14 protein-coding genes are annotated in these 25,375 nt (G+C 68.6%); 5 read left to right on the top strand and 9 right to left on the bottom strand.

What is annotated here, in order from left to right; genetic code table 11:
* Positions 1-33: 33 nt before the first annotated feature.
* Entirely contained in the window at positions 34-1,482 is a 1,449-nt protein-coding gene (ngcE, locus tag AB852_RS18330; protein ID WP_073789647.1) for an N-acetylglucosamine/diacetylchitobiose ABC transporter substrate-binding protein, read from the bottom strand.
* 504 nt (positions 1,483-1,986) lie between these two features.
* On the opposite strand from ngcE, the gene AB852_RS18325 reads away from it, so the two are divergent.
* Positions 1,987-5,385, top strand: a complete 3,399-nt coding sequence (locus tag AB852_RS18325) for a GH92 family glycosyl hydrolase (protein WP_073789645.1) — start codon at positions 1,987-1,989, stop codon at positions 5,383-5,385.
* A 134-nt stretch (positions 5,386-5,519) separates the two neighbouring features.
* Here the strand turns inward: AB852_RS18325 and acnA are convergent, their stop codons facing one another.
* Together acnA and AB852_RS18315 are read right to left on the bottom strand one after the other, a co-directional pair.
* Positions 5,520-8,246 (bottom strand): aconitate hydratase AcnA, encoded by a 2,727-nt coding sequence (acnA, locus tag AB852_RS18320; protein WP_073790427.1) that lies wholly within the window; start codon positions 8,244-8,246, stop codon positions 5,520-5,522.
* Between the two features lie 645 nt (positions 8,247-8,891).
* Complete coding sequence (locus AB852_RS18315) at positions 8,892-9,554, bottom strand: TetR/AcrR family transcriptional regulator (protein ID WP_073789643.1); 663 nt, start codon at positions 9,552-9,554, stop codon at positions 8,892-8,894.
* A 173-nt stretch (positions 9,555-9,727) separates the two neighbouring features.
* On the opposite strand from AB852_RS18315, the gene AB852_RS18310 reads away from it, so the two are divergent.
* Positions 9,728-10,240, top strand: a complete 513-nt coding sequence (locus tag AB852_RS18310; protein ID WP_079184737.1) for an SgcJ/EcaC family oxidoreductase — start codon at positions 9,728-9,730, stop codon at positions 10,238-10,240.
* Between the two features lie 250 nt (positions 10,241-10,490).
* Complete coding sequence (locus AB852_RS18305) at positions 10,491-12,020, top strand: helix-turn-helix domain-containing protein (RefSeq protein WP_073789641.1); 1,530 nt, start codon at positions 10,491-10,493, stop codon at positions 12,018-12,020.
* A 122-nt stretch (positions 12,021-12,142) separates the two neighbouring features.
* Here AB852_RS18305 and AB852_RS40855 read toward each other — a convergent pair whose 3' ends face one another.
* The 4 genes from AB852_RS40855 to AB852_RS39270 form a co-directional block, all read right to left on the bottom strand.
* Positions 12,143-12,466: a site-specific integrase gene (locus AB852_RS40855; RefSeq protein WP_245876822.1), complete on the bottom strand. Its 324-nt coding sequence runs from the start codon at positions 12,464-12,466 to the stop codon at positions 12,143-12,145.
* Entirely contained in the window at positions 12,463-13,359 is an 897-nt protein-coding gene (locus tag AB852_RS18300) for a tyrosine-type recombinase/integrase (protein WP_245876821.1), read from the bottom strand. The genes AB852_RS40855 and AB852_RS18300 overlap by 4 nt, the downstream gene beginning before the upstream one ends.
* Before the next feature lie 66 nt (positions 13,360-13,425).
* Positions 13,426-13,719, bottom strand: coding sequence for a helix-turn-helix transcriptional regulator (locus AB852_RS18295; RefSeq protein ID WP_073789638.1), 294 nt, complete (start codon positions 13,717-13,719; stop codon positions 13,426-13,428).
* Positions 13,720-13,848: 129 nt separating this feature from the next.
* The gene (locus AB852_RS39270; RefSeq protein WP_143201252.1) at positions 13,849-14,538 is read right to left on the bottom strand and encodes a hypothetical protein; all 690 of its coding nucleotides are present in this window, start codon (positions 14,536-14,538) and stop codon (positions 13,849-13,851) included.
* Between the two features lie 812 nt (positions 14,539-15,350).
* Here AB852_RS39270 and AB852_RS39265 point away from each other — a divergent pair.
* A complete protein-coding gene (locus AB852_RS39265) occupies positions 15,351-15,836 on the top strand; it encodes an ATP-binding protein (RefSeq protein WP_143201251.1) in 486 nt (161 codons plus the stop codon).
* 83 nt (positions 15,837-15,919) lie between these two features.
* Here the strand turns inward: AB852_RS39265 and AB852_RS18290 are convergent, their stop codons facing one another.
* A complete protein-coding gene (locus AB852_RS18290) occupies positions 15,920-16,393 on the bottom strand; it encodes a MarR family winged helix-turn-helix transcriptional regulator (protein WP_073789635.1) in 474 nt (157 codons plus the stop codon).
* A gap of 57 nt (positions 16,394-16,450) precedes the next feature.
* On the opposite strand from AB852_RS18290, the gene AB852_RS18285 reads away from it, so the two are divergent.
* The gene (locus tag AB852_RS18285; protein ID WP_079184736.1) at positions 16,451-17,227 is read left to right on the top strand and encodes an alpha/beta fold hydrolase; all 777 of its coding nucleotides are present in this window, start codon (positions 16,451-16,453) and stop codon (positions 17,225-17,227) included.
* Positions 17,228-17,642: 415 nt separating this feature from the next.
* Here AB852_RS18285 and AB852_RS18280 read toward each other — a convergent pair whose 3' ends face one another.
* A complete protein-coding gene (locus AB852_RS18280; protein WP_266507392.1) occupies positions 17,643-25,136 on the bottom strand; it encodes a laminin G domain-containing protein in 7,494 nt (2,497 codons plus the stop codon).
* Positions 25,137-25,375 lie beyond the last annotated feature (239 nt).

Genomic DNA, 25,375 nt, shown 5'->3' with positions numbered 1-25,375 from the left:
TTTCCGCGGGTGCCGCCGCTGGTGACCCATGGCTTACTGGTGCTTGTAGTGCTTGATCGAATCGTCCTTGGCCGTGGCGTCGGCGAAGTCCTGGATCCGCTTGACGGCCTCGGCCGGTGTCACGCTGCCGGCCAGCAGACCGCTGAGCACCGCGACACCGATCTGCTCACGCTGGAGCTGCCCGTACCAGTCCTGGAGACGCGGGTTCACCACGTTCTCCCCGGCCTTCTCCAGCGCGGCCACGCCCGCCTTGAGACCCGGGCTGAGGTCGATGCCCGTGGTGCCACCGTTGAAGGCGGTCAGGGACTTGACCTTGGAGGTGAAGTTCTTGGAGGACTCCTCGCTCAGCATGGTGCGCAGGAGCTCCATGCCTCCCTCGGGGTTCTTCGCCTTCGCGGGGACGATGAAGGGCTCGCCGCCGGACGCCCAGATGGTCCCGAAGGGCATCTTGTCGGAGGAGTCGATACCGGTCGGGGCGGAAACCGTGAGACCGAAGTCCTTCGGCATGGTGGACGCGGCCTCGTTCTCGACCCAGGAGCCGTTGGGGATGAACAGCGCCTTCCCCTTGGTCCACTCGGTCTGCGACTGGATGTGGTCGAGACCGGGGGTGCCCTTGAGGATGTAGCCCTTCTTGAAGAGCTCGTAGTACGCCTCGAAACACTCCTTGACCGCGGGGTGCTTCCACGCGTTGGGCTCAAGGTTGTCGATCGCGTCGAGGACCTCGCGGCCACCGCGCTTGGCGATCATCGGGTACAGCGAGAACGGCAGGTAGTACGGGTGCTTGCCCGCGTAGGTCCAGCCCGCGATGCCCTTCCTCTTGGCCTTCTCGCAGACCTTGAGCATGTCGTCCCAGGTCTCGGGGTAGGTCTCGTCCAGGCCGTCGAGGGCCTTCTGCGAGTACCAGACGCCGTACAGGGTGTAGGCGTAGTAGAGGATCCAGACCTGCTCGCCCTCGAACTGGCCCATCTCGACGATGCCGGGCCGCAGGGTGTCGCGGACCTTCTTGTTCGGGTCGTCGTACGACGCCGAGTCGAGCAGGGTGGTGAGGTCGGACAGCTGCTTCTTGCCGACCAGGACCCCCATGTCCATCTGGTCCTTGCCGGAGTTGTCGATGAGGTCCGGCGGGGTGCCCCCGTTGAAGCGGGGCTGGAGGACGGGCTGGATCGTCTGGGTGGTGGTGAACTTGACCTTCCCGGCCTTGGGGAAGTTCTTCTCGTAGATCTTGTTGGCGTCCTCGGCGTACTCCTTGCCGAATCCACCGTCGAAGAGGACGAATTCCACCTGGGCGCTCTCGTTCACGCCAAGCGGGTTCTTCTCCGTCTTCTTGCCCTTTTCCACCTTGTTGCCCGAATCGCTGTCGCCGCTCGCGCAGGCCGACAGGAAGCTCATCGTGGGCACGGCCACCAGGCCGAGTGCAGCGGACCGCTTGATCAGATCACGGCGGCCGACGCCGTTCTGCTTGTTCTGGGCGGAAGATCCCATGCTCAAGTCCTCGCCTTCTCCAGGACTCAGGCGGTGAACCGGACCCTCCCCGGCACCGCGGTGTGATGAAGCTGGGGTCGAACAGAAAACCACGGGATCGGCTGGAATGTGCGGTACCGGTGCCCCCTGACACCACTGTTCCGCGTTCCCCTCTTCCCCCCCGGTCGGCCCGCGGCCAGAAACTGCTGCGGACGCGCACAGGTATAGTCCACTTGAGGACGCGCGGGCAAGATCGAATGCAGGTTTGGGCGGCAGTCTTTCCCTAGTTGAGACCTCACGGATATATAGCCCGACCTCCCCCGGGCCCTCCCCGCGACCACCGCGGGACGCGTTCGCTTCCGCACATCCGATGACCCGATGAACCTCCCGGGCCCGGCGCGCCGAACCCCCCGTACGCCCCACGGCATCACGGACAACACCCTGGACACCTCACGCCACTTACCGCAGTACTGTTCCTTGCGCAACGGAATTGACAACGTTGTCCACTTCCCGGAGGGAACTCGGATGCGGCGTGGAACGCGGCATGGATCAGGTAACGGCCTCATCGTGGGCGTGGCGGCCCTCGCGCTGCTGGCCCCGGGGCGGGCGGACCCCGCCGTAGCCCTGCCCGGGGCGCCACCGCCCAGGCCCGCGGCGGGGTTCGCGTCCTCCTTCGAGAACGGTGAACCCGCGCCGGACTGGCTGGACTCCGCCGAGACCACGGCCACCGGTGAACGCCGGACCTCCGGTGTCGACGGCGGCTCCCCGGATATCCCGCACATGCGGACCCGGGTCGACCGGGGCCCGACCGCCTCCCCCACCGCCAAGGCCCGGGCCGGCTTCACCGGGGCCAGAGCGCTCACCTACACGGGGCGGCACCGCGGCGAGGGACGGGCGTACGCGTACCACAAGGTCTTCGACGTGGATGTGGCCGTCGGCCGGGACACGGAGCTGGCCTACCGGGTCTTCCCCGCGATGGCCGACGGGGACCCCGACTGGGCGGCGACCCATGTGGCCGTGGACCTCGCGTTCACCGACGGCGGCTACTTGAGCGATCTCGGCGCGGTCGACCAGCACGGCTTCCCGCTGAGCCCGCGGGGCCAGGGCGCGGCGAAGTCGCTGTACGTCAACCAGTGGAACGACGTGGTCGCGCGGATCGGCGCGGTGGCGCGGGGCCGGACGGTGGACAGGGTGCTGGTGGCGTACGACGCGCCCGGCGGTCCGGCGCGGTTCCAGGGCTGGGTCGACGACATCGCGCTGCGCACCGCGGAGCCGGAACCGGTGGCGGCGGCCGGGGTACGGCCGTCGGAGCGGGTCTCCACGGTCCGGGGCACCCACTCCAGCCGGGCGTACTCGCGTGGCAACACCTTTCCGGCGACGGCCGTGCCGCACGGTTTCAACTTCTGGACGCCGGTGACCGACGCGGGCTCGCTGAGCTGGCTGTACGACTACGCGCGGAAGAACGGCGCGGACAATCTGCCGAGACTCCAGGCGTTCAGCGCCAGCCATGAGCCCAGTCCGTGGATGGGTGACCGGCAGACGTTCCAGATCATGCCGTCGGCCGCGCCCGGCATCCCGGACGCGGGGCGGCGGGCCCGCGCGCTGGCGTTCCGGCACGAGAACGAGACGGCGCGCCCGCATCACTACGCGGTGACGTTCGAGAACGGGCTGCGGGCGGAGATGACGCCGACGGACCACGCGGCGATGCTGCGCTTCACCTTCCCCGGTGCGGACGCGAGCGTCGTCCTCGACAACATCTCCGACCGGGCGGGGCTCACCCTGGACCAGGAGCGGGGGGTGGTGACCGGCTTCTCCGATGTGAGGTCGGATCTGTCGACGGGGGCGACACGGCTGTTCGTGTACGGGGAGTTCGACGCGCCGGTGCGTGACGGCGGCAGGCTGCGGAGCGACGCGGGCGGAGAGGTCGCCGGGTTCCTGCGGTTCGACGCGGGCCGGGACCGGACGGTCACGCTGCGGCTGGCGACCTCGCTGATCGGGGTGGAGCAGGCGAAGGCCAATCTGCGCCGCGAGATCCCGGAGGGCATGCCGTTCGGCGCGGTGCGGGCGGCGGCGGGGCGGAGCTGGGACCGGCTGCTGGGCCGGGTGGAGGTCGAGGGCGCGACCCCGGAGCAGCTCACGACCCTGTACTCCGGTCTGTACCGGCTGTATCTGTATCCGAACTCGGGCTTCGAGCGGGTCGGACGGCGGTTCCTCTACGCGTCGCCGTTCTCGCCGCAGCCCGGTCCGGACACGCCCACCCGTACCGGGGCGCGGATCGTCGAGGGCAGACCGTATGTCAACAACGGTTTCTGGGACACGTACCGCACGACCTGGCCGGCGTACGCGCTGCTGACGCCGCGGCACGCGGGCACCCTGGTGGACGGGTTCGTGCAGCAGTACAAGGACGGCGGCTGGACCTCGCGGTGGTCCTCGCCGGGGTACGCGGACCTGATGACGGGCACGTCCTCGGACGTGGCGTTCGCGGACGCCCATCTGAAGGGGGTCCGCTTCGACGCGGGGGCCGCGTACGAGGCGGCGCTGAAGAACGCGACGGTGGTGCCGCCGATGCCGGGGGTGGGCCGCAAGGGCATGGAGACCTCGCCGTATCTCGGGTACACGGCGACGGACACCAGGGAGGGGCTGTCCTGGGCGATGGAGGGGTACGTCAACGACCACGGCATCGCGCGGATGGCCGGGGCGCTGTACGCGCGGACCGGTGAGCGGCGCTACCGGGAGGAGGCGGAGTACTTCCTGGACCGGGCCCGGGACTACGTCAACCTCTTCGACGCGAAGGCCGGGTTCTTCCAGGGGCGGGACCGGCTGGGCCGCTGGCGGGTGCCGTCGCGGAGCTACGACCCGAGGGTGTGGGGCCACGACTACACCGAGACCAACGGCTGGGGCTACGCCTTCACGGTGCCGCAGGACTCCCGGGGGCTGGCGAACCTGTACGGCGGCCGGGCCGCGCTCGCGGCCAAGCTGGACACGTACTTCGCCACCCCGGAGACGGCGCGGTTCCCCGGTTCGTACGGTTCGGTCATCCATGAGATGACGGAGGCGCGGGACGTCCGGATGGGGCAGTACGGGCATTCCAACCAGGTGGCGCACCACACGCTGTACATGTACGACGCGGCAGGGCAGCCGTGGAAGACGCAGAAGAAGGTCCGCGAGGTGCTGGCCCGGCTGTACACGGGGTCGGGGATCGGCCAGGGCTACCACGGGGACGAGGACAACGGCGAGCAGTCGGCCTGGTACCTGTTCTCCGCGCTGGGGTTCTATCCGCTGGTGCTCGGCGGGAACGAGTACGCGGTGGGGTCGCCGCTGTTCACCGAGGCGCGGGTGCGGATGGACAACGGCCGCACGCTGGTGGTGAAGGCGCCGCGCAACAGCGCGCGCAATGTGTATGTGCGGGGGCTCAAGGTCAACGGGAGGCCGTGGCACTCGACGGCGCTGCCGCACGGGGTGCTGGCGCGGGGCGGGGTGCTGGAGTTCGAGATGGGGCCGGAGCCCTCGTCGTGGGGCACCGGGCCGGACGCCGCGCCCGCCTCGATCACCGGGGACGACCGGCCGCCCGCGCCCCGTTCGGACATCCAGCGGGGCACGGGTCCGCTGTTCGACGACACCTCGGCGACCTCGGCCCAGGTGGGAGTGCTGGCGCTGCCGGTGGCCGGGGCGAGGCGGGCCGCGCAGTACACGCTGACCTCGGCGGACCGGGGGCGGGCGCCCACCGGCTGGACGCTGGAGGGTTCGGCGGACGGGCGGCGCTGGCGAATCCTGGACCGCCGGGCGGGTGAATCGTTCGCGTGGGACCGGCAGTTGCGGGTGTTCCCGGTCGGCGCGGAGCAGGGGAGACCGGTGGCCTATCCCCACTACCGGCTGGTGTTCGACGGTCCGGGGGCCCTCGCGGAGGTGGAGCTGCTGGGCTGAGCGGCGCGTGGGTGCCCCGTACAGCCGTCCGTACGGCTCGCTGGCGGCCGGGGCCGCACGGAAAGGAGGGCCGCCCCCGTTCAGGGGGAGCGGCCCTCCTCGGTGTCCTGACGCGGGCCGGGGCCCGCCGCCGGCTACTTGCGGATCAGCGAGCGCAGCACGTACTGCATGATGCCGCCGTTGCGGTAGTAGTCGGCCTCACCCGGGGTGTCGATGCGGACGACCGCGTCGAAGTCCACGCCCGTGTCGGTGGTGACCTTCACGGTGCGGGGGGTGGAGCCGTCGTTCAGCACAGTGACGCCGGTGAAGGAGAAGGTCTCCTCGCCGGTCAGGCCGAGCGACTCGGCCGTGGCGCCCTCGGGGAACTGGAGCGGGAGGACGCCCATGCCGATGAGGTTCGAGCGGTGGATGCGCTCGTAGGACTCGGCGATGACGGCCTTGACGCCGAGCAGCGCGGTGCCCTTGGCGGCCCAGTCACGGGACGAGCCGGAGCCGTACTCCTTGCCCGCGAGGACGACGAGCGGGGTGCCCTGCTCGATGTAGTTGCGGGACGCGTCGTAGATGAACGACACGGGCGCGTCGGCGGACTCGGCGGCCTGGGTGAAGTCGCGGGTGTAGCCGCCCTCGGTGCCCGGCGCGATCTGGTTGCGCAGCCGGATGTTGGCGAACGTGCCCCGGATCATGACCTCGTGGTTGCCGCGGCGGGAGCCGTAGCTGTTGAAGTCGCGGCGCTCGACGCCGTGCTCCGTGAGGTACTTGCCGGCGGGGGTGTCGGCCTTGATGGCACCGGCCGGGGAGATGTGGTCGGTGGTGACCGAGTCGCCCAGCTTGGCCAGCACCCGGGCGCCGGTGATGTCGGAGACCGGGGTGGTCTCCATCGTCATGCCCTCGAAGTACGGGGGCTTGCGGACGTAGGTGGACTCGGTGTCCCACTCGAAGGTGTTGCCGGTCGGGATCGGCAGGGACTGCCACTGGGCGTCGCCCGCGAAGACGTCGCTGTAGGACTTGTTGAACATGTCCTCGCCGATGGAGTTGGCGACGACGTCGTTCACCTCGGCCTCGGTGGGCCAGATGTCCTGGAGGTAGACCGGCTTGCCGTCCTGGTCGATGCCCAGGGCGTCACGGGTGATGTCGACCTTCATGGAGCCCGCGAGGGCGTAGGCGACGACCAGCGGCGGGGACGCCAGGTAGTTCATCTTGACGTCGGGGTTGATCCGGCCCTCGAAGTTGCGGTTGCCGGAGAGCACCGAGGTGACCGCGAGGTCGTGGTCGTTGACGGCCTTGGAGACCTCTTCCGGCAGCGGGCCGGAGTTGCCGATGCAGGTGGTGCAGCCGTAGCCGACGAGGTTGAAGCCGACCTTGTCGAGGTAGGGGGTGAGCCCCGCCTTGTCGAAGTAGTCGGTGACGACCTTGGAACCCGGCGCGAGGGTCGTCTTGACCCACGGCTTGCGGGTGAGGCCCTTCTCGACCGCCTTCTTGGCCACCAGCGCGGCGGCGACCATGACGTACGGGTTCGAGGTGTTGGTGCACGAGGTGATCGCGGCGACGGTGACGGCGCCGTGGTCGATCTCGTAGGTGGACCCGTCGGGCGCGGTGACCGTGGTCGGGTTCGACGGCACGCCGTTGGAGGAGGCCGGGGCGTCGGACGCGGGGAAGGACTCCTTGCCCGCCTCCTCGTCGTCGGACACGTAGTTGCGGACGTCCAGCGCGAACTGCTGGGCGGCGTTGGCGAGGACGATCCGGTCCTGCGGGCGCTTGGGACCGGCGATCGACGGGACGACCGTCGAGAGGTCCAGCTCCAGCTTCTCGGAGAAGTCGGGCTCGGCGGCCGGGTCCAGCCACAGGCCCTGCGCCTTGGCGTACGCCTCGACGAGCGCGACCTGCTGCTCGCTGCGGCCGGTCAGGCGCAGGTACTTCAGCGTCTCGCCGTCGATCGGGAAGATCGCGGCGGTGGAGCCGAACTCCGGCGACATGTTGCCGATGGTGGCGCGGTTGGCGAGCGAGGTCGCGGCGACGCCCTCGCCGTAGAACTCCACGAACTTGCCGACGACACCGTGCTTGCGGAGCATCTCGGTGATGGTCAGCACCAGGTCGGTGGCGGTGGTGCCGGGGGTGAGCTCACCGGTCAGCTTGAAGCCGACGACGCGCGGGATGAGCATCGAGACCGGCTGGCCCAGCATCGCGGCCTCGGCCTCGATACCGCCGACGCCCCAGCCCAGCACACCGAGGCCGTTGACCATGGTGGTGTGCGAGTCGGTGCCGACGAGGGTGTCGGGGTACGCCTGGCCGCCTCGGACCATGATCGTGCGGGCCAGGTGCTCGATGTTCACCTGGTGGACGATGCCGGTGCCCGGCGGGACGACCTTGAACTCGTCGAACGCGGTCTGGCCCCAGCGCAGGAACTGGTACCGCTCGCGGTTGCGGCCGTACTCCAGCTCGACGTTCTGCGCGAAGGCGGTGTTGGTGCCGAACTTGTCGGCGATGACGGAGTGATCGATGACCAGCTCGGCCGGGGCCAGCGGGTTGATCTTCGCCGGATCGCCGCCCAGCTCCTTCACGGCCTCACGCATGGTGGCGAGGTCCACGACACAGGGCACACCGGTGAAGTCCTGCATGATCACACGGGCCGGGGTGAACTGGATCTCCTGGCTGGGCTGCGCCTGCGAGTCCCAGCCACCGAGGGCCCGGATGTGGTCGGCGGTGATGTTCGCGCCGTCCTCGGTACGGAGCAGGTTCTCCAGCAGCACCTTCAGGCTGTAGGGAAGGCGCGCGGAGCCCTCGACCTTGTCCAGCTTGAAGATCTCGTACGACTCGTCGCCCACACTCAGTGTGGCGCGGGCGTCGAAGCTGTTCGCCGACACGACAGTCTCCTTCATCAGTGCGCGTACTACCGCCATCGCAATCCTGCCGCCACGCCCCCTCGCCGATCCGCTAAGGTAAGGCTAAGTTAGGTAGACCTAACCGGGGTGGGCGGCTGCGGTACGCCTCGGCAGATATCTCGATGTCGAGATAACTCTAGTACATCGCGGCGGCGCGGTCATGCCCGGACCCGGTGTCCTGGCTCACCGCGCCGTCCCCCATGCCCCGGACCCGCCGCCCCTTCCCGCGCTCCCGCCCCCCACGACCCGGCCGCCCCATACGCGTTGACCACGGGCGGGGGGGCGATCGCCGGTCCGCGGCGGCACGGGAGGTCCCGGACCGGCCACCGGAAGAGAATCGGTCACCGACGGGACGAGATCGGTCGCCGGTGGGGCCGGATCGGTCCGGGGCGGTGCCGGATCGGTCGCCGGGTGGGCAGGACCGGTCGCCGGGTGGGCGGGGCCGGTCACCGGAGGCAGTCGGCGGGGTGGACCCCGGTCGGTCGCGGACCGCAGCCACCGTCGCGGGGCCAGGTCACGGACCCGGGAGCGGGGCACGAACACGGCAGCGGGTCACAGTCACGGGGCCGGGTCGCGGACAACGGGAGCGGGTCACAGGCACCGGCCCAGGCCGGCATCGGGGCCGGGTCAGTCGCGGGACCAGCGCTCCGTGAACAGCCGGAGCGAGGGGGGCGTGCCGGGCAGCCGACCCGCGCCCGGTGCGCGCAGACCGTCCAGCGCGAGGGCGACGAGCCGCCGCCGGGCCGCCTCGGCCTCGGGCACCAGATCGTCACGGCCCTGCTTGCGGAGCTGGTCCAGCACCGGGGAGGTCCCGAGCTGCTCGATGAGCAGCGCGATGTCGACCGGGGTGACGTCGGTGCGCAGCACTCCGGCCCGGTGGGCGCGGTCCACGAGCTCGTCCAGGAGCCGGTCCGAGCGGTCGCTCGCCTTCCGCATCCGGTCGGTGACCTCGATGGTCCCGGCGATCGGGCCGAGCGAACCCTGGCCGAACTCGACGCACGCGGTGAGGAACCCGGCCAGTCCGGACCAGGCGTCGGGGTCGGTCAGGCCCTGTTCGGCGGCGGCGATCCAGTGCTCGACGGAGAGCACGCTCAGCCGCTGGAACAGCTCCTCCTTGGTGCGGTAGCGGCGGTAGAGGCTGCCGATGCCGACCCCGGCGCGCGCGGCGATCGCGGCCACCGAGGCGTGCGCGCCCTCGGTGGCCAGCACCTCACGAGCGGCCCGCAGCAGCGCGCGGTCGTTGCGCTCGGCCTCCGCCTGGCGGGGGCCCCGTCGTTCGGGTGGCGTCATAGCGACGCATCGTAATCGCCGTGCGGGCGGGCAAAGCGGGCGGGATTCCCCGGACCTCTTGCGGAGCGAAACGCTCCGCGATTAGAGTCCCCATCCAACCGGAGCAATTCGCTCCGCAGGGCGTTCGCGGGCAACCGGCCGGACGGCCCACCGACATGACGGGGAGCGGCACCATGACCAGCACACCGCAGGGGACGACCACGGGCGACGGACCGGGCACCGGTTCCACGGCACCCGAGGTGACCGGGGTCGGCGTGGCGAGCGGGGAGCGGGTGGCCGACATCGATGCCATCCAGCGGCTGATCGCGGACGCCGGCGAGCACCAGAACGATGTCGAGCGGCTCATCGCGCTGCACACCCCGGACGTGTCGATCGTGAACTTCGTCGGACGCCGGCTGCTGGGCCGGGACTCCATGGAGAAGGTCATGCGCGTGGCCGTCGCCTCGCCGCTGGCCAAGATCCTCACCACGGTCGACGTGCTGCACATCCGGTTCGTCCGCGCGGATGTGGCGGTGGTCGCCTGCGTCAAGCATGTGAGCGACGAGCGGGACCCGGCGACCGTGACAGGCGACGACGTACAGGTGCATACGACGACCGGTTCGCTCACCTATGTCCTGGAGAAGAGCGGAACGCCCGGTACCGGATGGCGGATCACCCATGCGCAGACCACTCCGGTCCTGGGCTGACCACTCGACCGGACGGGCGAGGTGCGGGGCCGGTGCCCGGGGAGGCGACGGCCCCGACTCCCCCACTGGGCCCAACAGGCGGTTCGCGCCCGGACGGAGCAGGCGCGGTTGCCCCGCCGGGCCGGGTCCCGCAGGATCGGAAGCAGACCGCCGACCGGGCGACAACGGTGGGTCCATCCGAGGGATTCGGCAACTCCAATGGCGCACCCTGGCGATAACGTCATCTCATATCTGAGATAGCCTGCGGCACATGGCAGACGACTACCTCGTACGCATCGGCAAGCTCATCCGTGACGCCCGGCAGCATCGTGGCTGGACCCAGTCCCAGCTCGCCGAGGCGCTCGGCACAAGTCAGAGCGCCGTCAACCGCATCGAGCGCGGAAACCAGAACATCAGCCTTGAGATGATCGCCCGCATCGGTGAGGCTCTCGACAGCGAGATCGTGTCCCTCGGCTACGCGGGCCCCATGCATCTGCGTGTGGTCGGTGGACGCCGGCTGTCCGGTTCCATCGACGTCAAGACGAGCAAGAACGCCTGCGTCGCGCTGCTGTGCGCGACCCTCCTCAACAAGGGCCGTACGGTCCTGCGCCGGGTCGCCCGTATCGAGGAGGTCTTCCGGCTGCTGGAGGTCCTCAACTCCATCGGTGTGCGCACCCGCTGGATCAACGACGGTGTCGACCTGGAGATCGTGCCGCCCGCCGAGCTCGACATGGGGGCCATCGACGCGGACGCCGCCCGCCGCACCCGCTCCATCATCATGTTCCTCGGTCCGCTGCTGCACCGGATGGACCACTTCAAGCTGCCCTACGCGGGCGGCTGCGACCTCGGCACCCGCACCATCGAGCCGCACATGATCGCCCTGCGCCGGTTCGGCCTGGACATCACCGCGACCGAAGGGCTCTACCACGCGGAGGTCGAGAGCCGCACCGAGCTCGACCGGCCGATCGTCCTGACCGAGCGCGGCGACACCGTGACCGAGAACGCGCTGCTGGCCGCCGCCCGGCACGCCGGCACCACGGTCATCCGCAACGCGTCCTCCAACTACATGGTCCAGGACCTGTGCTTCTTCCTGGAGGCGCTCGGCGTACGGGTCGACGGCGTCGGCACCACCACCCTGACCGTGCACGGCGTCCCCACCATCGACGTGGATGTGGACTACTCCCCCTCCGAGGACCCGGTCGAGGCGATGAGCCTGCTGGCCGCGGCCGTCGTCACCGAGTCGGAGCTGACGATCCGCCGGGTGCCCATCGAGTTCCTGGAGATCGAGCTGGCGGTCCTGGAGGAGATGGGACTCGACCACGACCGCTCCGCCGAGTACGTCGCCGACAACGCGCGCACCCGGCTGATCGACCTCACGGTCCGCCCCTCCAAACTGGAGGCGCCGATCGACAAGATCCACCCGATGCCCTTCCCCGGCCTGAACATCGACAACGTGCCCTTCTTCGCGGCCATCGCCGCGACCGCGCAGGGCAAGACCCTCATCCACGACTGGGTCTACGACAACCGCGCGATCTACCTCACCGACCTCAACCGGCTCGGCGGCCGCCTCCAGCTCCTGGACCCGCACCGCGTCCTGGTGGAGGGCCCGACCCGCTGGCGCGCCGCCGAGATGATGTGCCCGCCCGCGCTGCGCCCGGCGGTGGTCGTCCTGCTGGCGATGATGGCCGCGGAGGGCACGTCCGTCCTGCGGAACGTGTACGTCATCAACCGCGGCTACGAGGAACTGGCGGAGCGCCTCAACTCCGTGGGCGCCCAGATCGAGACGTTCCGGGACATCTGACATACGAGCGCCGCCGCACCCCGTCTGACCTGCCAAAACAAAGGTCTGATGGGGGTGCGGCGGCGTCTGTGGGACTTCTCTGGGACTTTGGGCCCGGGAACACTCCCGGGCCGCAATCTCGGTTAGCCGAACAGGGCGTCGATGGCGGCGGTGCCGCGGGCGCCCGCCCGGGGCAGGAAGTGCGCGTACTTCCTCAGAGTGAACCCCGGGTCGGAGTGTCCCAGCCACTGGGCGAGTGAGACGACCGACTCACCGGCCTCCAGCTGCTCCGAGGCGTAGAAGTGGCGCAGCGCGTGGAAGCCGTGTTCGCGGGAGGGTTCCCAGACGCGCTGTCCGTCGGCGCGCTGCTCCAGGCCGCCGATTACGCCGGCCTTGGTGAGTGCGGGTTTCCAGATGTAGGAGTTGAAGTAGTTCCGGTTGATCGCCTTGCGCTCGCGGCCGGTCACGAGCAGGTTGTACGTCCGGGGCGGCGGTGCTTGGCCTCCACCGGTGTCTCCGGTGGGCGGGGGTCGTCCCAGGCCATGGTGACCGGCACGGACGGGAACGCGGTCGCGTACCGTCGTGCTGCTTCGCCAACGCTGGAGGGCAGTGCCACGTCGCGGACCTTGCGGCCTTTGGGGAGCGCGAAGCACAGGCTCGCCCGGACCATCTTGATCTGGCGGCGGATGTGGACGACGCCCTCGTCGAAGTCGAAGTCGTCCAGGCTGAGTCCGAACGCCTCGCCCTGGCGCAGGCCGAGACCGGCGCCGATCTCCACGAGGATCCGGTAGCGGTCCGGGAGGGCGGCGCGGACTGTCCGTACGTGTTCCTGCGGCCATGCCTCCAGCCTGCCCGGAGCAGCGGCGGGCGGGCGGACGGTTTTAGCGCGGCACGGGTTGCGTGCGAGCCTGCGGTCCTCGACGGCGGCCTGGAGCACGCTGGACAGCGTGGCCCAGACGAGGCGGATGGAGGTGGGCCCGAGGTCCTGTTCCAGCCGCTTCTTCCAGCTTCGGAGGACGTCGGTGCCCACGGCGTTCAGGGGGAGCGCTCCGAGGTGCGGAAGGATGTGGCGCCGCACCCGCTGTTCGATGCGTTCGATCGTGGACGGGTCCCCGCTCTGGGTAGGCCACCAGTGCACGCTGATGTAGTCCTTGACAGGCAGGTCGCCGTCCCGCGGGTCGACGAATTCCTGGCGCCGCACGTCGGTCTGGGCTGTCGCGAGCCAGGTCTTGGCATCGTTCAGCGCGTCGAACGAACGGTCCTTGACACCCGGGATCCCCTTCACCCGGTAGCGGGTGCACTTTCCGTACATGGCGGTGCGCTCACGCCTGCCGGTCTCCCGGCTGGGGCGCTTCTTCAACCAGCGATCTTCGATGTAGCCGGGCAAATCTCTCCTTCGAACGGAAACGGGGGGCGACCGATCAGGTCAGGCGACCGCTGAGCTGCCGGATCGGTAGTGACGCGGGGCGTTGAGGGGGCTCAGTTCCGTATTGCAGCGGGAGTCGGCCAGTTCTTGTTCATGGATCCAGGCGTCCAGGGTTTCCCGGCGGTACATGACGCGGCCCCGTGGCCCCATACGGAAGCTCGGCGGCCCTTGGCGCCGGTGCCGCCAGACGTAGAGCGTATGTGGCGAGAGGCCGAGGTATTCGGCCGCGTCTTTCACATTCAGGAACGCCGCGCCGACAGCGACGAAGGGGGCGGGAAGTGGGTGTGTGGGCATGGGGAGTCCTGTGTGAGTGAAGCGAGTGGCCGACCGCGGGCGGGGAACGGCGAGGTTCTCCCACCCGCGGCAGTTGCTGAGAAAGTGACGAGATCTGTGATCCGGCCGCTGATCGAATGCGCGTTGCGGCTATCGGGCAGCGTGCGTCGGTGCGCGCTCCGGGCCGGCTGTGCAGAAGGCGGCTTCAATAAGGGCGTTGGAAGCTTCGGCCGACGCGGGCGGCTGAAAGCAGTGCGGGAAGCGGCGGGCGAGTGCAGAAACGCTGATGCCGGTCCGATCAGCCAGGTTGGAGATATCCCAAGCGGTGCGGTGCCCGCTCAGCCAGGTTGCAATACAGGTGTCTCGGAGGTCGGAGACCCTTCTGCCCAGAGGCGAGCTGAACTCGTGGGGCTCCAGGACGGCTTCCCGCGCGCTGCGCCATGCCTTGCGGTAGACGGCCCCGGGCAACGGTCGACCGTCATCGCGGGTGAACATCAGGTCCACCGGACCTAGGCCACGCCGGGCGACTTCCGCCTTCAGAATCTCCACCAATTCCGGGCTTGCCGGAACCACCCGCACAACACCAACGCCCTCCACGGCTTCGTCCCCGCTCCTGAGACGGCCAGGAAGAACCATCAGCTCGCCCGGGCCTTGGTTGGGCAGATTCGCGTCACGCACCCGCAGAGCCAATGCCTCATGCGGCCTCAGTGCCGCCAGGGCTACGGACGACAGGAAGGCGCGCAGTGGGCGGCCGTTCCGCGGGCATTGACCGATCCGATTCAGCAAGTCGTCTCGCTGCCGATCCGACAGCAGGAACCTTTCATCAACAACAGCAGCCACAGGGGAGACTCCTCGAAATAGGGGTGCGTTTCCAACGGAACAAGGCGCCCATCCGGCTTCAGCACCGAAGGACACCTACAAGGCTCCGGAAGATTCCCGGTTTCGCGAACCGGGGATTGCGTGGTACAAGGAGCGACGAAGCCCGACTTGCCGTTCGTGGTTGAGTCACATGGCCGGCGTCTCACGAGAGAGAAGAGTTCGGGTGCGCCGAGCACCTTGGCAGATCACTGGGCCACAGGTTTCGACTGTTTCCCGAGGCCCCTCAGCAGGCCCTCGCACCGACATGATCAAGGTTGACATATCTCTGGCGAAAATATCCAGTCAAATCAAGCACGAATTGGTCTGCCGTCGGCGAACTGCACTCGAACGCATCGCGCACCCAACGCCTCGCCGACACAAGGGGAAACCCGGAGGTGAGTTCTGCCAGACGTACAGCCACCCTGAACAAATACCGACCAGAGCGCCTCCCGCCAAGCCGCTGACACCTTTCCGCTCGATCGACTACTCGTCACTAAAAAAGCGAAACGGCCTCCGGAGCCGTGTGCGCAGGTTCGAATCCTGCCGGAGCCTCGCCTCAACCGGCACGATGTTGCGGTTGACCAGCGCAGATGCCAAGGATGAAGAGCGGGAACCAGTCTCACTGGTTCCCGCTCTTTGTCGTTGGTTCGCGCTGATCGCGATAGACCTGCGACAGGGGCTGACCTCCAGGCATCATCTGAAGACCGCAGCGGCGAACAGGGGCCGCGCAGCGACGGGATGCGCGACCCCGCGCCAAACGATCGCCCCCGTCGACACCCCTGGGAGGCCCTCCGTTGCCGCGAACCATCCGCTTCGACAAGACCCAAGAGGAACTTCAGTTCGAGAACACCTGTCGCCCGTATCGCGATGTTGAAGCCGCCGAGAGCGGGGAACTTACCCGCGAGACGACCATCGAGCCGCTCCGTGCGGGGCGGGCCGATGTTCTGATCGGCCAACCAGAAGGCTCATGGCTCGACGTAAAGCGTGCACATTATGACCTCGATACACAGCACGGAAAGATCTCAATTGCCCAGGCAGTAGCAAGGTTTGCAAACGCCGAGCACGGCGGCATCGTCGTGGTGGGCATGCGAGGAAAGAAAATTCCTTCGGGAGAACTGATTCACAGCATTTGCCCCGTACCCCTCGACGGACGCACGCTGCGTCGCTATCAGAGCGCCCTGGAGCACCACCTATACCCTCCTCCGAATCTCCTTGACATTGAGGAGTTCTCCCATGGATCAGGGCAATGGATTGTCTTTCTCCATATCCCGCCACAGTGACGGCGGCCAGTTGGGATTCCCCACGTACGGCCAGTTACTTTGTCACTCCCTGCGAGCAATCGGGCGATCTCCTGCGGCCTGGCTCAGTCGACGTCGCCGTTGCCCATGAGTTCGAGGAGGCGGGAGAGGACCCGAAGGCAGGCGTCGACCTCGGTGTCGGTGAGGTCACCGCCGACTTGGCGCAGCACTGCGCGTTCGCGGTCGAGCACGGCGGTGATAGCGGTCCGACCCTGTTCGGCCAGCCGGATGAGGGGGGACCTTTTGTGGGCCGGGTTGGGGGCAGGTTCGACCAGACCTCGTGTGGTCGCGTCGTTGACCATACGCTGGACGAACTGGCGGCTGAGTGTCTGCGCCCGTGCCATCTGAGGGACGGTCATGGGGCCATGTTCATGGAGCAGATTGAGTACGGCCCGCACCCCTACCGACAGTCCTTCGACGGACACGTCCTGCTCCACCTTGCGCTGGGTACGCCGGTACAGCGGGCCCACCAAGTCGAACACCTCGGTGAGTCGTTCAGTGAGTTCTTCGGATGCCAGGCCACGATCTGTCTCATTCATCCCATAAGGATGACACCCTGGTTGCCATTTTCCTACAGGAATGACACCTTGATTGTCATGAATGATCTGTTCTGGCTCGATACCGGCACTGGCCGCCCCCTCGTCCTGCTGCACGGTGGCTTCCTGGACCACCGCATGTGGAATGACCAGATCCCCGCCCTCGCCGCGCGGTACCGCATTATCGCGCCCGATGCCCGAGGCCACGGCCGGTCCGCCAACGCCACCGAACCGTTCCGGCACACCGACGTCCTCGCCGCGCTGCTACGACATTTGGGCACCGGCCCCGCCATCCTGGTGGGCGTCTCCATGGGGGGAAGCATCGCGGTCGACACCGCGCTGGAGCATCCGGAACTGGTCAGTGCGGTGGTCGTCAGCGGCTCCGGGACCAGCGAACCGTACTTCACCGACCCCTGGACCACTCAAACCTGGACCGCGTGGCAGTCGGCGATGTCCGCCGGCGACCTGGACGCCGCCGTCGAGGAGTTCACACTCTTCGCCGCAGGCCCGCACCGCACCCTCGACGATCTCGACCCGGAAGTCGTCAGCCGACTGCGCGAGATGACACGCAGCACCCTGTCCAAGCACACCCCCGACGAACCCGACCCGCGCATCCCCGTCCGCGACACCTGGAACCGTGCCGCCAAGATCGACGTACCCGTGCTGGCCATCAACGGCACCATCGACTCACCCGACCACCTCGGCATGGCCGAACGCCTCACCAACACCGTCACCAACGGCCACGCGACATCGATCGACGGAACCGCCCACTACCCCAACATGGAACGCCCGAACGTCTTCAATAGGGCGCTCGAAGACTTCCTACGCACCTTGTGACCACCCAACCGACTCCTCGCTCCACGATCACCGAATGTCACCAACGGCGGCCAGATAGCTCCCCCGCTAATTGGCCGCCAGTGGGGGAATCCCAACTGGCCAACATCACCACAGCCCGAGGAACTTAAGCCTTTCCTTGTCCATGGGTCAGTAGTCGACGGATGCATCGAGGGCGCCTTCATCAGCATCGTCCGCCGCAGAGGCGAAGGGTCGATCCCTATTACCGCGCCTGCAATTCACTCCACGCTGGCTGCTGGCCGCGCCCTACTCAGGCGCGGCCAACTCCCCAGGGGCCCACAGAACTAATCGGCCCAGGCAAACTCCTTCTCAATCTTCATTTGCTGCTTGGTGGCCGTAGACGCACCCTTCGTAAACGCGATGGGTCACTTCGACGGAGTGCGGGCCCGGTGCTCTGCTAGTCGGTGATGCCGTAGTAGTCGCCGAGGAACTGGGCGATCTCCGCTGCGTGGGGCAGGAGCAGGGGGAGGTGGGTGGTGAGGGCGGTGCGGGTGGCGTCGGCGAGTTCGGCGCGGGAGGAGGTGGCGGTGGAGACGTAGGGGTCGAGGCGTCGGATGAGTTCGTAGTTGCTGGTGACGTCGACGTCGTGGAGGGCCTTCTCCAGCGGGGGTGCTCCGGGTGGGGGGATGGCGGGGAGGATGCGGGAGATGTAGGTGACGCGGTGGAGGATGCGCCAGCAGGGGGGTTTGCGGTCGCTGTGGCGGGCCTGGCGCAGGGCGGCTGCGTTGGGGTTGTTGCTGTTGGCGAGCCAGGTGGGGTCGGCGACTTTGTTGTAGAAGTCGTCGAAGTGGGTGGTGTCCTGGCCGAGGTAGAAGGTCATGAAGCGGTAGGCGTCGACTTTGCCGGGGACGAGGACGGGTTTGCCCGCGGCGTATACCGGTACGCCCTTGTCGTCGTATTTCTGGAGGTCGCGGGTGGGATTGCACTCGACTTCGATGCTGTGGGAGCGGGTGGCTTCGCGGCTTCGGGTGCGGGTGACGGTGGTGCCGCCGCCGAGGCTGGCCTCGAACTGGAGGCCGACGCCGACGCCGGAGATTTCGAAGCTGGTTTCCAGGGTGCCGGTGACTTTGCCGGAGAAGGTGTAGGAGCCGCCGGTGGTCTGGGTGACGACGTCGGTGGTGCCGGTGGTTTCGGCGAAGAAGCCGCCGTCGGCGGTCCAGACGTAGGTGTTGGCGATGTTGCGGTTGGCGAAGGCGTCGGCGGTGGCGGTGGGCTGTTTGGCGTCGGGGCTGGGGGGTGTTGCTCCGATGAAGGATTCCAGGACCTTGCCGGCGCGCTCGGCGGTGGGGTCGCTCTTGCTCGTTTCGGTGGAAACGGTGTTGTAGTAGTTCTCCAGTTGCTGGCGTTCGCGCATGATGCGGCGTTTGATGGCGTACGCCTCGCGGGGTTTGAAGTAGCTGTAGTCGCCGCGCTGAGTGGCGTTGGGGTAGGCGGGGTCGAGAACCTTGCCGCGTTCGTTGAAACCGACGGCTCCGTCGAGGGTGCCCTGTTTGGTGTATTGGGGGTTGATGGGGAAGCTGATGATGTTCCAGTCCCTGGGGATGTCGGGGTTGGGCATCATCCGGTAGGCGACCAGGTCACCGGTGTGGGCCAGGCGCAGGGCGTAGACGTCGGCGGTCTCGGACTGGACGAGGGCGTAGCCCTGGTTGGCGGGGGCGTAGCGGCGGCCGATGGCGTCATTGAGGAGGGTGGCGGGGTCTTCCCAGGCGCCGGTGAGGGTGGCGGTGGTGTTGCGTTCGGTGCTGGTGCCCTGGGAGACGGAGGTCTCGTTGGTCCAGGCGTTGGAGAATTCGAGGCTGCCGCCGAGGCCGCCTTTGACCTTGGCGTCGAAGAGTGGCCTGGCGATGCCGAACCCGACGGGCGCGATGATCATCAGGGTTTCCTGGTCGACTTCGGTTGCGGCGGTGAGGCTGAAGCTGGTGTCGACGCTGCGTTCGTGGGCGGAGGAGAGGGTGGAGGTGACCTCGTCGGCCTGCTGGAAGGTGACGGTGGAGCAGCCGGCGGGGTCGGTGCCGCCGGTGAGGTTTTCGGAGGGGACGGGTGGGGCGCCTTCGATGTAGCCGATGAGCTGGGGGTCGAACTGGATCTGGCTGACCCATTCGCTGACCAGGTCGCCGACCTTGTAGCCGGTGGTCAGGTGCCAGAAGCCGTCGCTGAGGTGGCTGTAGGAGCGTTTGAGGACGCCGTATGCCTCGCCGCTCTGGGTGTACTGGAGGTCGGCGTATTCGGCTGCGGCGGGTCCGGCGGTGGCGCTCTGGTGGAAGAGGGTGCGGACGCCGGCGAGGGCTGAGCGGACGGTGGCGGTGTCGGTGGAGACAGGGGCGGTGGACAGAACGATGCGGGGGCGGGTGGCGTCGGTGCCGACATCGAGGTGGTTGCCGCGCAGGGAGTGGTCCGCCACGGTTTCGGCGGTGACCGTGGTGGAGTCGGAGTCGAAGGGCCAGTAGGCGAGCAAGTCCTGTTTGTCACCCTTGAGGCGGGTGAAGAGGTTGTCCAGGAGCTGTTCGGGGGTGCGGGCGGTGCGCCACAGGCGCACCTCTTCGAGGGTGCCGTGGAAGAAGTCGCTGACGGTGCCGGCACGGTTGAGAGCGCCGAGGGTGAGCTGTTCGTCGCCCCACTCGCCGAGAGGAGAGGTGGCGGGGGTGTCGCAGGGGATGGGGCGGCCGTCGCGGTAGAGGGTGAAGGCGCTGGCGCGGGGGTCGGGGTCGGTGGTCCAGCGGGCCCGGCGCAGCTTCAGGTCGTATCCGCCGGCGGTGTCGGTGGTGGAGTTGCCCTCGTTCTCCTCGAACGTCCAGCGGGCGATCAGGCCGTCGTCCCTCGGCTGGAGTACGGTGCCGAGCTGCTGGTTGTCCCGGGCCTTGCCCCAGATGCGGACCTCGCCGATGGTGCCCTTGAGCGCATGGGCGGTGGTGCCGTCCTGGACGCGGCCGATCTCCAGGGCGCCGTCGTTGCCGCGGGGGCCGGGGCCGGTGTACCGGCCGTAGTCGACGGGGATGAGTGTTGCGGGCTGGTTCTGGGGCTGGGGCTGCAAAAGGAATGCGGGGTTGATGATGGCGAGCTCGGTGCCGTCGACGACGAACCGGATGTCCTGCCATTCCGCGACGTCGACGCGTTCCACGACGTCGAATTCCTGGCTTGTGGTGGTGCCGTCGGCGCCGGTGACGGGGAAGTTGCGTTTGCCCTTGACTTCCTGGGTGGTGCTGCCGGCCTTGCGGACGACGGCGATCCGGTGGAAGCCCGCGGTGATCGCGGTGGCGGAGGTGAAACGTTTGACGACCGGTCCCGGTTCCTCGAAGGCAAACTCCAGCTTCCCGTTCGCGAGGACAGTGAGCTGGTAGGGGACGCTGCCGCCGGTGCCGTCCCCGAGCCGGCCCTTGGAGATCAGGCCCTGGCGGGTGCCGATCGCGTCGATGGTGGCGAAGACCTCGACGGTCAGGTCCCCGGTGATGTCGAGGGCGTCCGCGTCCGGGGTCTCGGCCCACGCCGTGCCGTCGAACCGCAGCGCCCAGGACTGCTCGTGGACGGCCGCCAGATGGGACCAGTCACCGCAGGGGTAGCTGTCCCGGCTCTGCCGGACCTTGTCCCCGACGGCCGCCACGATGCGGTACTTCGTCAGGGCGGAATCGGACGTGGCGGGGTCGCCCCAGACGCCGCCGTGACGTCCGAGCGGACCCGTGTCCGTGAACAGGAGCTGGCCGTCCGCGTACGCGGTGTCCAGACGGGACTTCTCGTAGATCCAGGCGCCGGTCAGCCCCGGCTCGGTGGAGGTGATACGGCGGTAGCGGTCGGCGTTGATGTCGGCCGCCGACCGGGCCACGTTCCACGTCCGCAGCTCCGCCAGCCGCCCGGAGAAGAAGTAGGTGGTGCCGGTGTCGGTGCGGCCGACGACGATGAAGGTACTGGCGGTGGGCACCCCGGTGGCTGTGCGGCGGGCGACCTCCAGCCCGTCCCGGTAGATGACCTGGACCTTGCTGGTCCGGTCGAAGGTGACCGCCCAGTGATGCCACTCACTGTCGTTGTAGGCCGCGGCGGTGGTGAGAGTCTGCGCGGAGCCTGAGGCGTTGAACCCGAAGCTGAATTTCCCGTCCGCGGTGAAACCCATGGTCAGCCCGTTGACACCACAGCAGACGATGGTGTCCACGGAGGTGCGGTTCGCAGTGCGCTTGAGCCAGCACTCGATGGTGAAATCCGTCCCCGTGGGGTCGGCCTGGTTAATCCCCAGGGCGTCGTTGCTGCCGTCCAGGAGCATGCCCCCGGGGAGCGCCTCTGCGGAGGTGAGGGCGAGAGCCGCCTTGGTGTCCGCGCTCCTGGCGTGCAGGATCCGTGAGCGGGCGGCGGGGATGAGGTGGGGCTTGATCCATGCCTCCGCGGTCAGGTCCCCAGCCGGGGCGGTGACCTGTTCGAGCCGGGCGGCGGGCAGGGACAGCCGGTGCGAGGCCCCGTTGAACGAGAAGGCCCGGCCCGGGGAGTCCCCGCGCCACCGGCTGCCGTGCCCGGACACCCGCACGGTCGCGGTCCCGTTCGGCACCGGCGACTCGGCCTTGTCCGCGCTCACCGTGATCCACCGCGAGCCCCGGGTCAGTGACACACCGGGCTGCGAGGCGGTGGCCTTGGTGGTGTCGTAGCGCACGAGTGAGATCACCGTCCCGGGGGTGATCCCGGCCGACGGCGGGGGCGTCACCCGCAGCGTGGTCGCACCGACCACGGCGGCCGTCGTCACCAGATGGGAGGCACTCCCGATCCACAGATACCCATACGCGGGAACCGCCACGGGAGTGGCCTGGGTCAGGCGCACCTGGTCGCCGGAGACACTGGCCACCGTGCCGACCTGGACCGGCTCGTCCGGCACACCGTTGACGATCGCCGCCAGATCCCGGGCCCGCCGCGGCAGCCGCGCGAACACCTCCGTCTCCGTACCCCGGGTGACCGTCAGATCACACAATCCTGCGGCCGCCGCGCCGTTCACCGTCGCATCGGTGACACGGATCTGCGTTCCCGCCCCCAGATCGAGCCCCGGATCACGGGCGGTGAACAGCGCCGTCACCCCGGCCGCGGCGATCTGCTGAACCCCGCGCACCGCACTGGTGTCCAGATACGCGGCGAACAATTGCCCGTTCGCCCCCCGGAAATACATGGCCACCCGCCCGGCCGCACTGTCCATCAGGAACGGTGTGGCCGAACTCCGCGCGAACCGCAGCACCGCCCCCGCACTGCTCAGACCGTTCGCGTCGACCGCGATGATCGGCACCGACAGCACCAGATCAGCCGAACCCAGCAGCGCCCCGGTCAGCCGCGACAGCTCCTCGCGCGCCAGCCCGAGGTCCGCCTGCTTCACCGCCAGATCCTGCTCCCGACGCTGGATAAGGGGACCGACGACAGCGAGCCGGCTCTGCTTCAGCAGCAGCTGCGGGTCCGGGGCCATCCCCACCTTCTCGGCCCGCAACGCGATGGCAAGGTCCTCCGGCCCCACTTGAAAGCCGCGATACCAGAGATTGGAGTCCACCTGCTGGAGGGTGAAGCCGGTACGTATGTCGCCCTTCACATACCACTGGACGTTCGTGGACGGCGTGCCGGTGACAGCGGGCTGCAGCACGCTGCCCACAGCGCCCGGTGGGTGGGGGCTGGGGAGTGCCGACGACGTGCCCATGACCCTGTCGCCCACATCCAGAGCGACCACCATCACCCTGGGGTTGCCGTAACGGCCCTCCACACCGGGCACCGGCCTCAACTGCCAACGCATCCCGGGCGTGGAAGTATCCCCCACCATATCGCCGGACCAGCGGCCCAGGTAAATTTCCTGGCCGGCCATCCTGATAGAGACGGCCCATTTCATCGGGTCGGTGGAACCCGACCCGATGATCCGGGCGATCTCCGCCTCAAGCCCCGCCTTCTCCACCGTCAGGGCAGTGACCTCGTTCTGAATGGTCCGCACTTCCTGCTCCAGCTGCCCGACCCGCCCTTCCTGAGCGGTGACCCGGTCGGCGGACTCCTCCACCGGGCGGCCGACCTCCGACAGGGTCACCACGTCCGGCACGTCGGCGAGACGCCCGTCCACCCCCACCCCGAAGTCGACAGCGGCGATGTGCGCCTCCGCCGCCGGGGTCCCGCTGGGCCGGGTGGCACACGCGAGCAGGACGCGGGCCTGACGTTTCGCCGGCTTGGCCTCGTCACCGTAGCCGGACACCGCCTCCTCCTGCTGGTAGTACAGCGAGGCCGACAGACCGGACACCACATCCCGCCCGGACACCGTGAAACTGTCCCGGCGCACCCCCGGATGGTCACCGACCGGGGCCAGCGAGGTCACCCACGCGGGCGTCCCGGTCAGTGTCCCGTGCGCGGCGCTGTCCGTCTGGTCAAAGGCCCGCGTCCCGGCGGCCTCGTCCAGCCGGTAGTACGCGGCGAGACCCGGCTCGTTGCCGATCAGCCGGTGGACCCGCTCCTCGGCCACCTCGTGCTGGGCCCGGCCCCGCCGCCAGATCCGCACCTCGTCGATCACCCCGGCGAAGAACCCGCCGCCCTGCGCCGCACCGATCCGCAGCCCCGCCGTGCCGTCCTGCCCGTAAGCGAGCACGGCGCTCCCGCTGAACGCACCGTTCACGTACACGGTGGCGACCGACCCGTCGAAGGAGACCGCCACATGCGCGTACACGCCGGCGGTGATCGTCTGCGCCGCGGTCAGCGAACCCGCGCCGTGGTCCAGCACCACCTGCCCCGTACCGGTCACCCGCAGGCGGAACCCGCCCTGCCCCGTACCCGACCAGCGCGCCACCACCGGACCACCGGCCGCATCCGGACGGATCCACGCTTCCACCGCATACGCCCGGCCCTCGAACCTCAGCGCCGGCGCCGCCCCGAGATCGACATACGCACTCGTGCCGTTGAACCTGAGCGCGGTCTCGGCGTGCCGGGTCTCCGAGCTGACCGGCACCAGCGCCAGACCCGTGAACGGGCACGTCCCCGGCTCCCGCTCGAACACCGAAGCCCGGTAACGCTCATCCGGACTCGTCCAGTACCGGCTGCCCTGCGTGTTGAACAGACCGTCCGCGCCCTGCTCCACATTGAACGAGTCGATCCGCCCGGTGACCTGGTTGAAGGCGAAGAACTGCCACCGCTGCTGCCCCTGTACCGCCGTCGGCGTCAGCACCGCCGCGAACCGTCCCCCGGTCAGATTCCGGATGAACGCCAGCTCCTGCGTCGGCTCGAAGAACGGCTGCCCGTCCATGTCCGCCGCGCCCAGACTGTCCTTCGCCGACTCCGGCTCGCTCTTGTGCCGGCTGCGCTTGAACCGCACCTCGCCCACCGGCTTCAGCGCACCGCCGACCAGCAGAAACCGGTCACACAACAGGGTGTCGGCCACCACCGGCACCTTCGCCCCCGCGGTGTCCGTCACCACGTCCGCCCGCGACCGGTCACCCGAGCAGCCACCGCCCGACAGCGCGAACACCGCATCCGCGTGGGCCGCGCCGACCGCCTGCCGCAGCACCACCACATGGGTCCCGTCCGATATCACCTGGAACGGCACACCGGACGCGGTCAACCGCGCCGTCGACGACAGGAAACCATCGGTCTCCTCCGCCGACAGCTCCTCACCGTCCTCCGCCTCGACCCGACCACCCCGCTTGACCACCGGCATCGCCGTCGACCCCACCACCGCGTACCCGACGGTGACGATCTCCCCCGGGAACGGCAGCTCGACCGGGTTCTCCGACCAGTACGCGGCATCCAGCTCACCCCGCTTCTCGTCATGCAAGGACAGATCCAGCACCGTGTACACGATCCGCCGCCGGTCATCCAGCGCGAACGCCAGCACCGTCCCCTGATGCCGCACCATCGTCGTATACGTGTACGTCCGATCGCTGTACACCTTCAGCAAGCCCTGATCGACCGTCATGAACCATCCGTCCCCGAAGGCCACCCCCCGAAACAGCAAAGGGCAGCAGGCAGCGAAAGCACCGCGATATCCCGCCGCCCAAGAGCGGCGCAAATGACCAAGAAACCTTGGGCAGCAGTGGACCACGCCCCCATACCGCTCGGATATCGAACACCCAAGCCAATGGGCCCCCTCCCGCGCTCGGATGGCTGGTACCACACCAACGCCCGTGCCCAACCTGACTGAAATCGAGTCGAGAC

It is taken from the genome of Streptomyces uncialis (assembly GCF_001905345.1).
Lineage (GTDB): Bacteria > Actinomycetota > Actinomycetes > Streptomycetales > Streptomycetaceae > Streptomyces > Streptomyces uncialis.
Note: the sequence above shows the minus strand (reverse complement) of the source record. Positions and strands in the feature narration are given on the sequence as shown.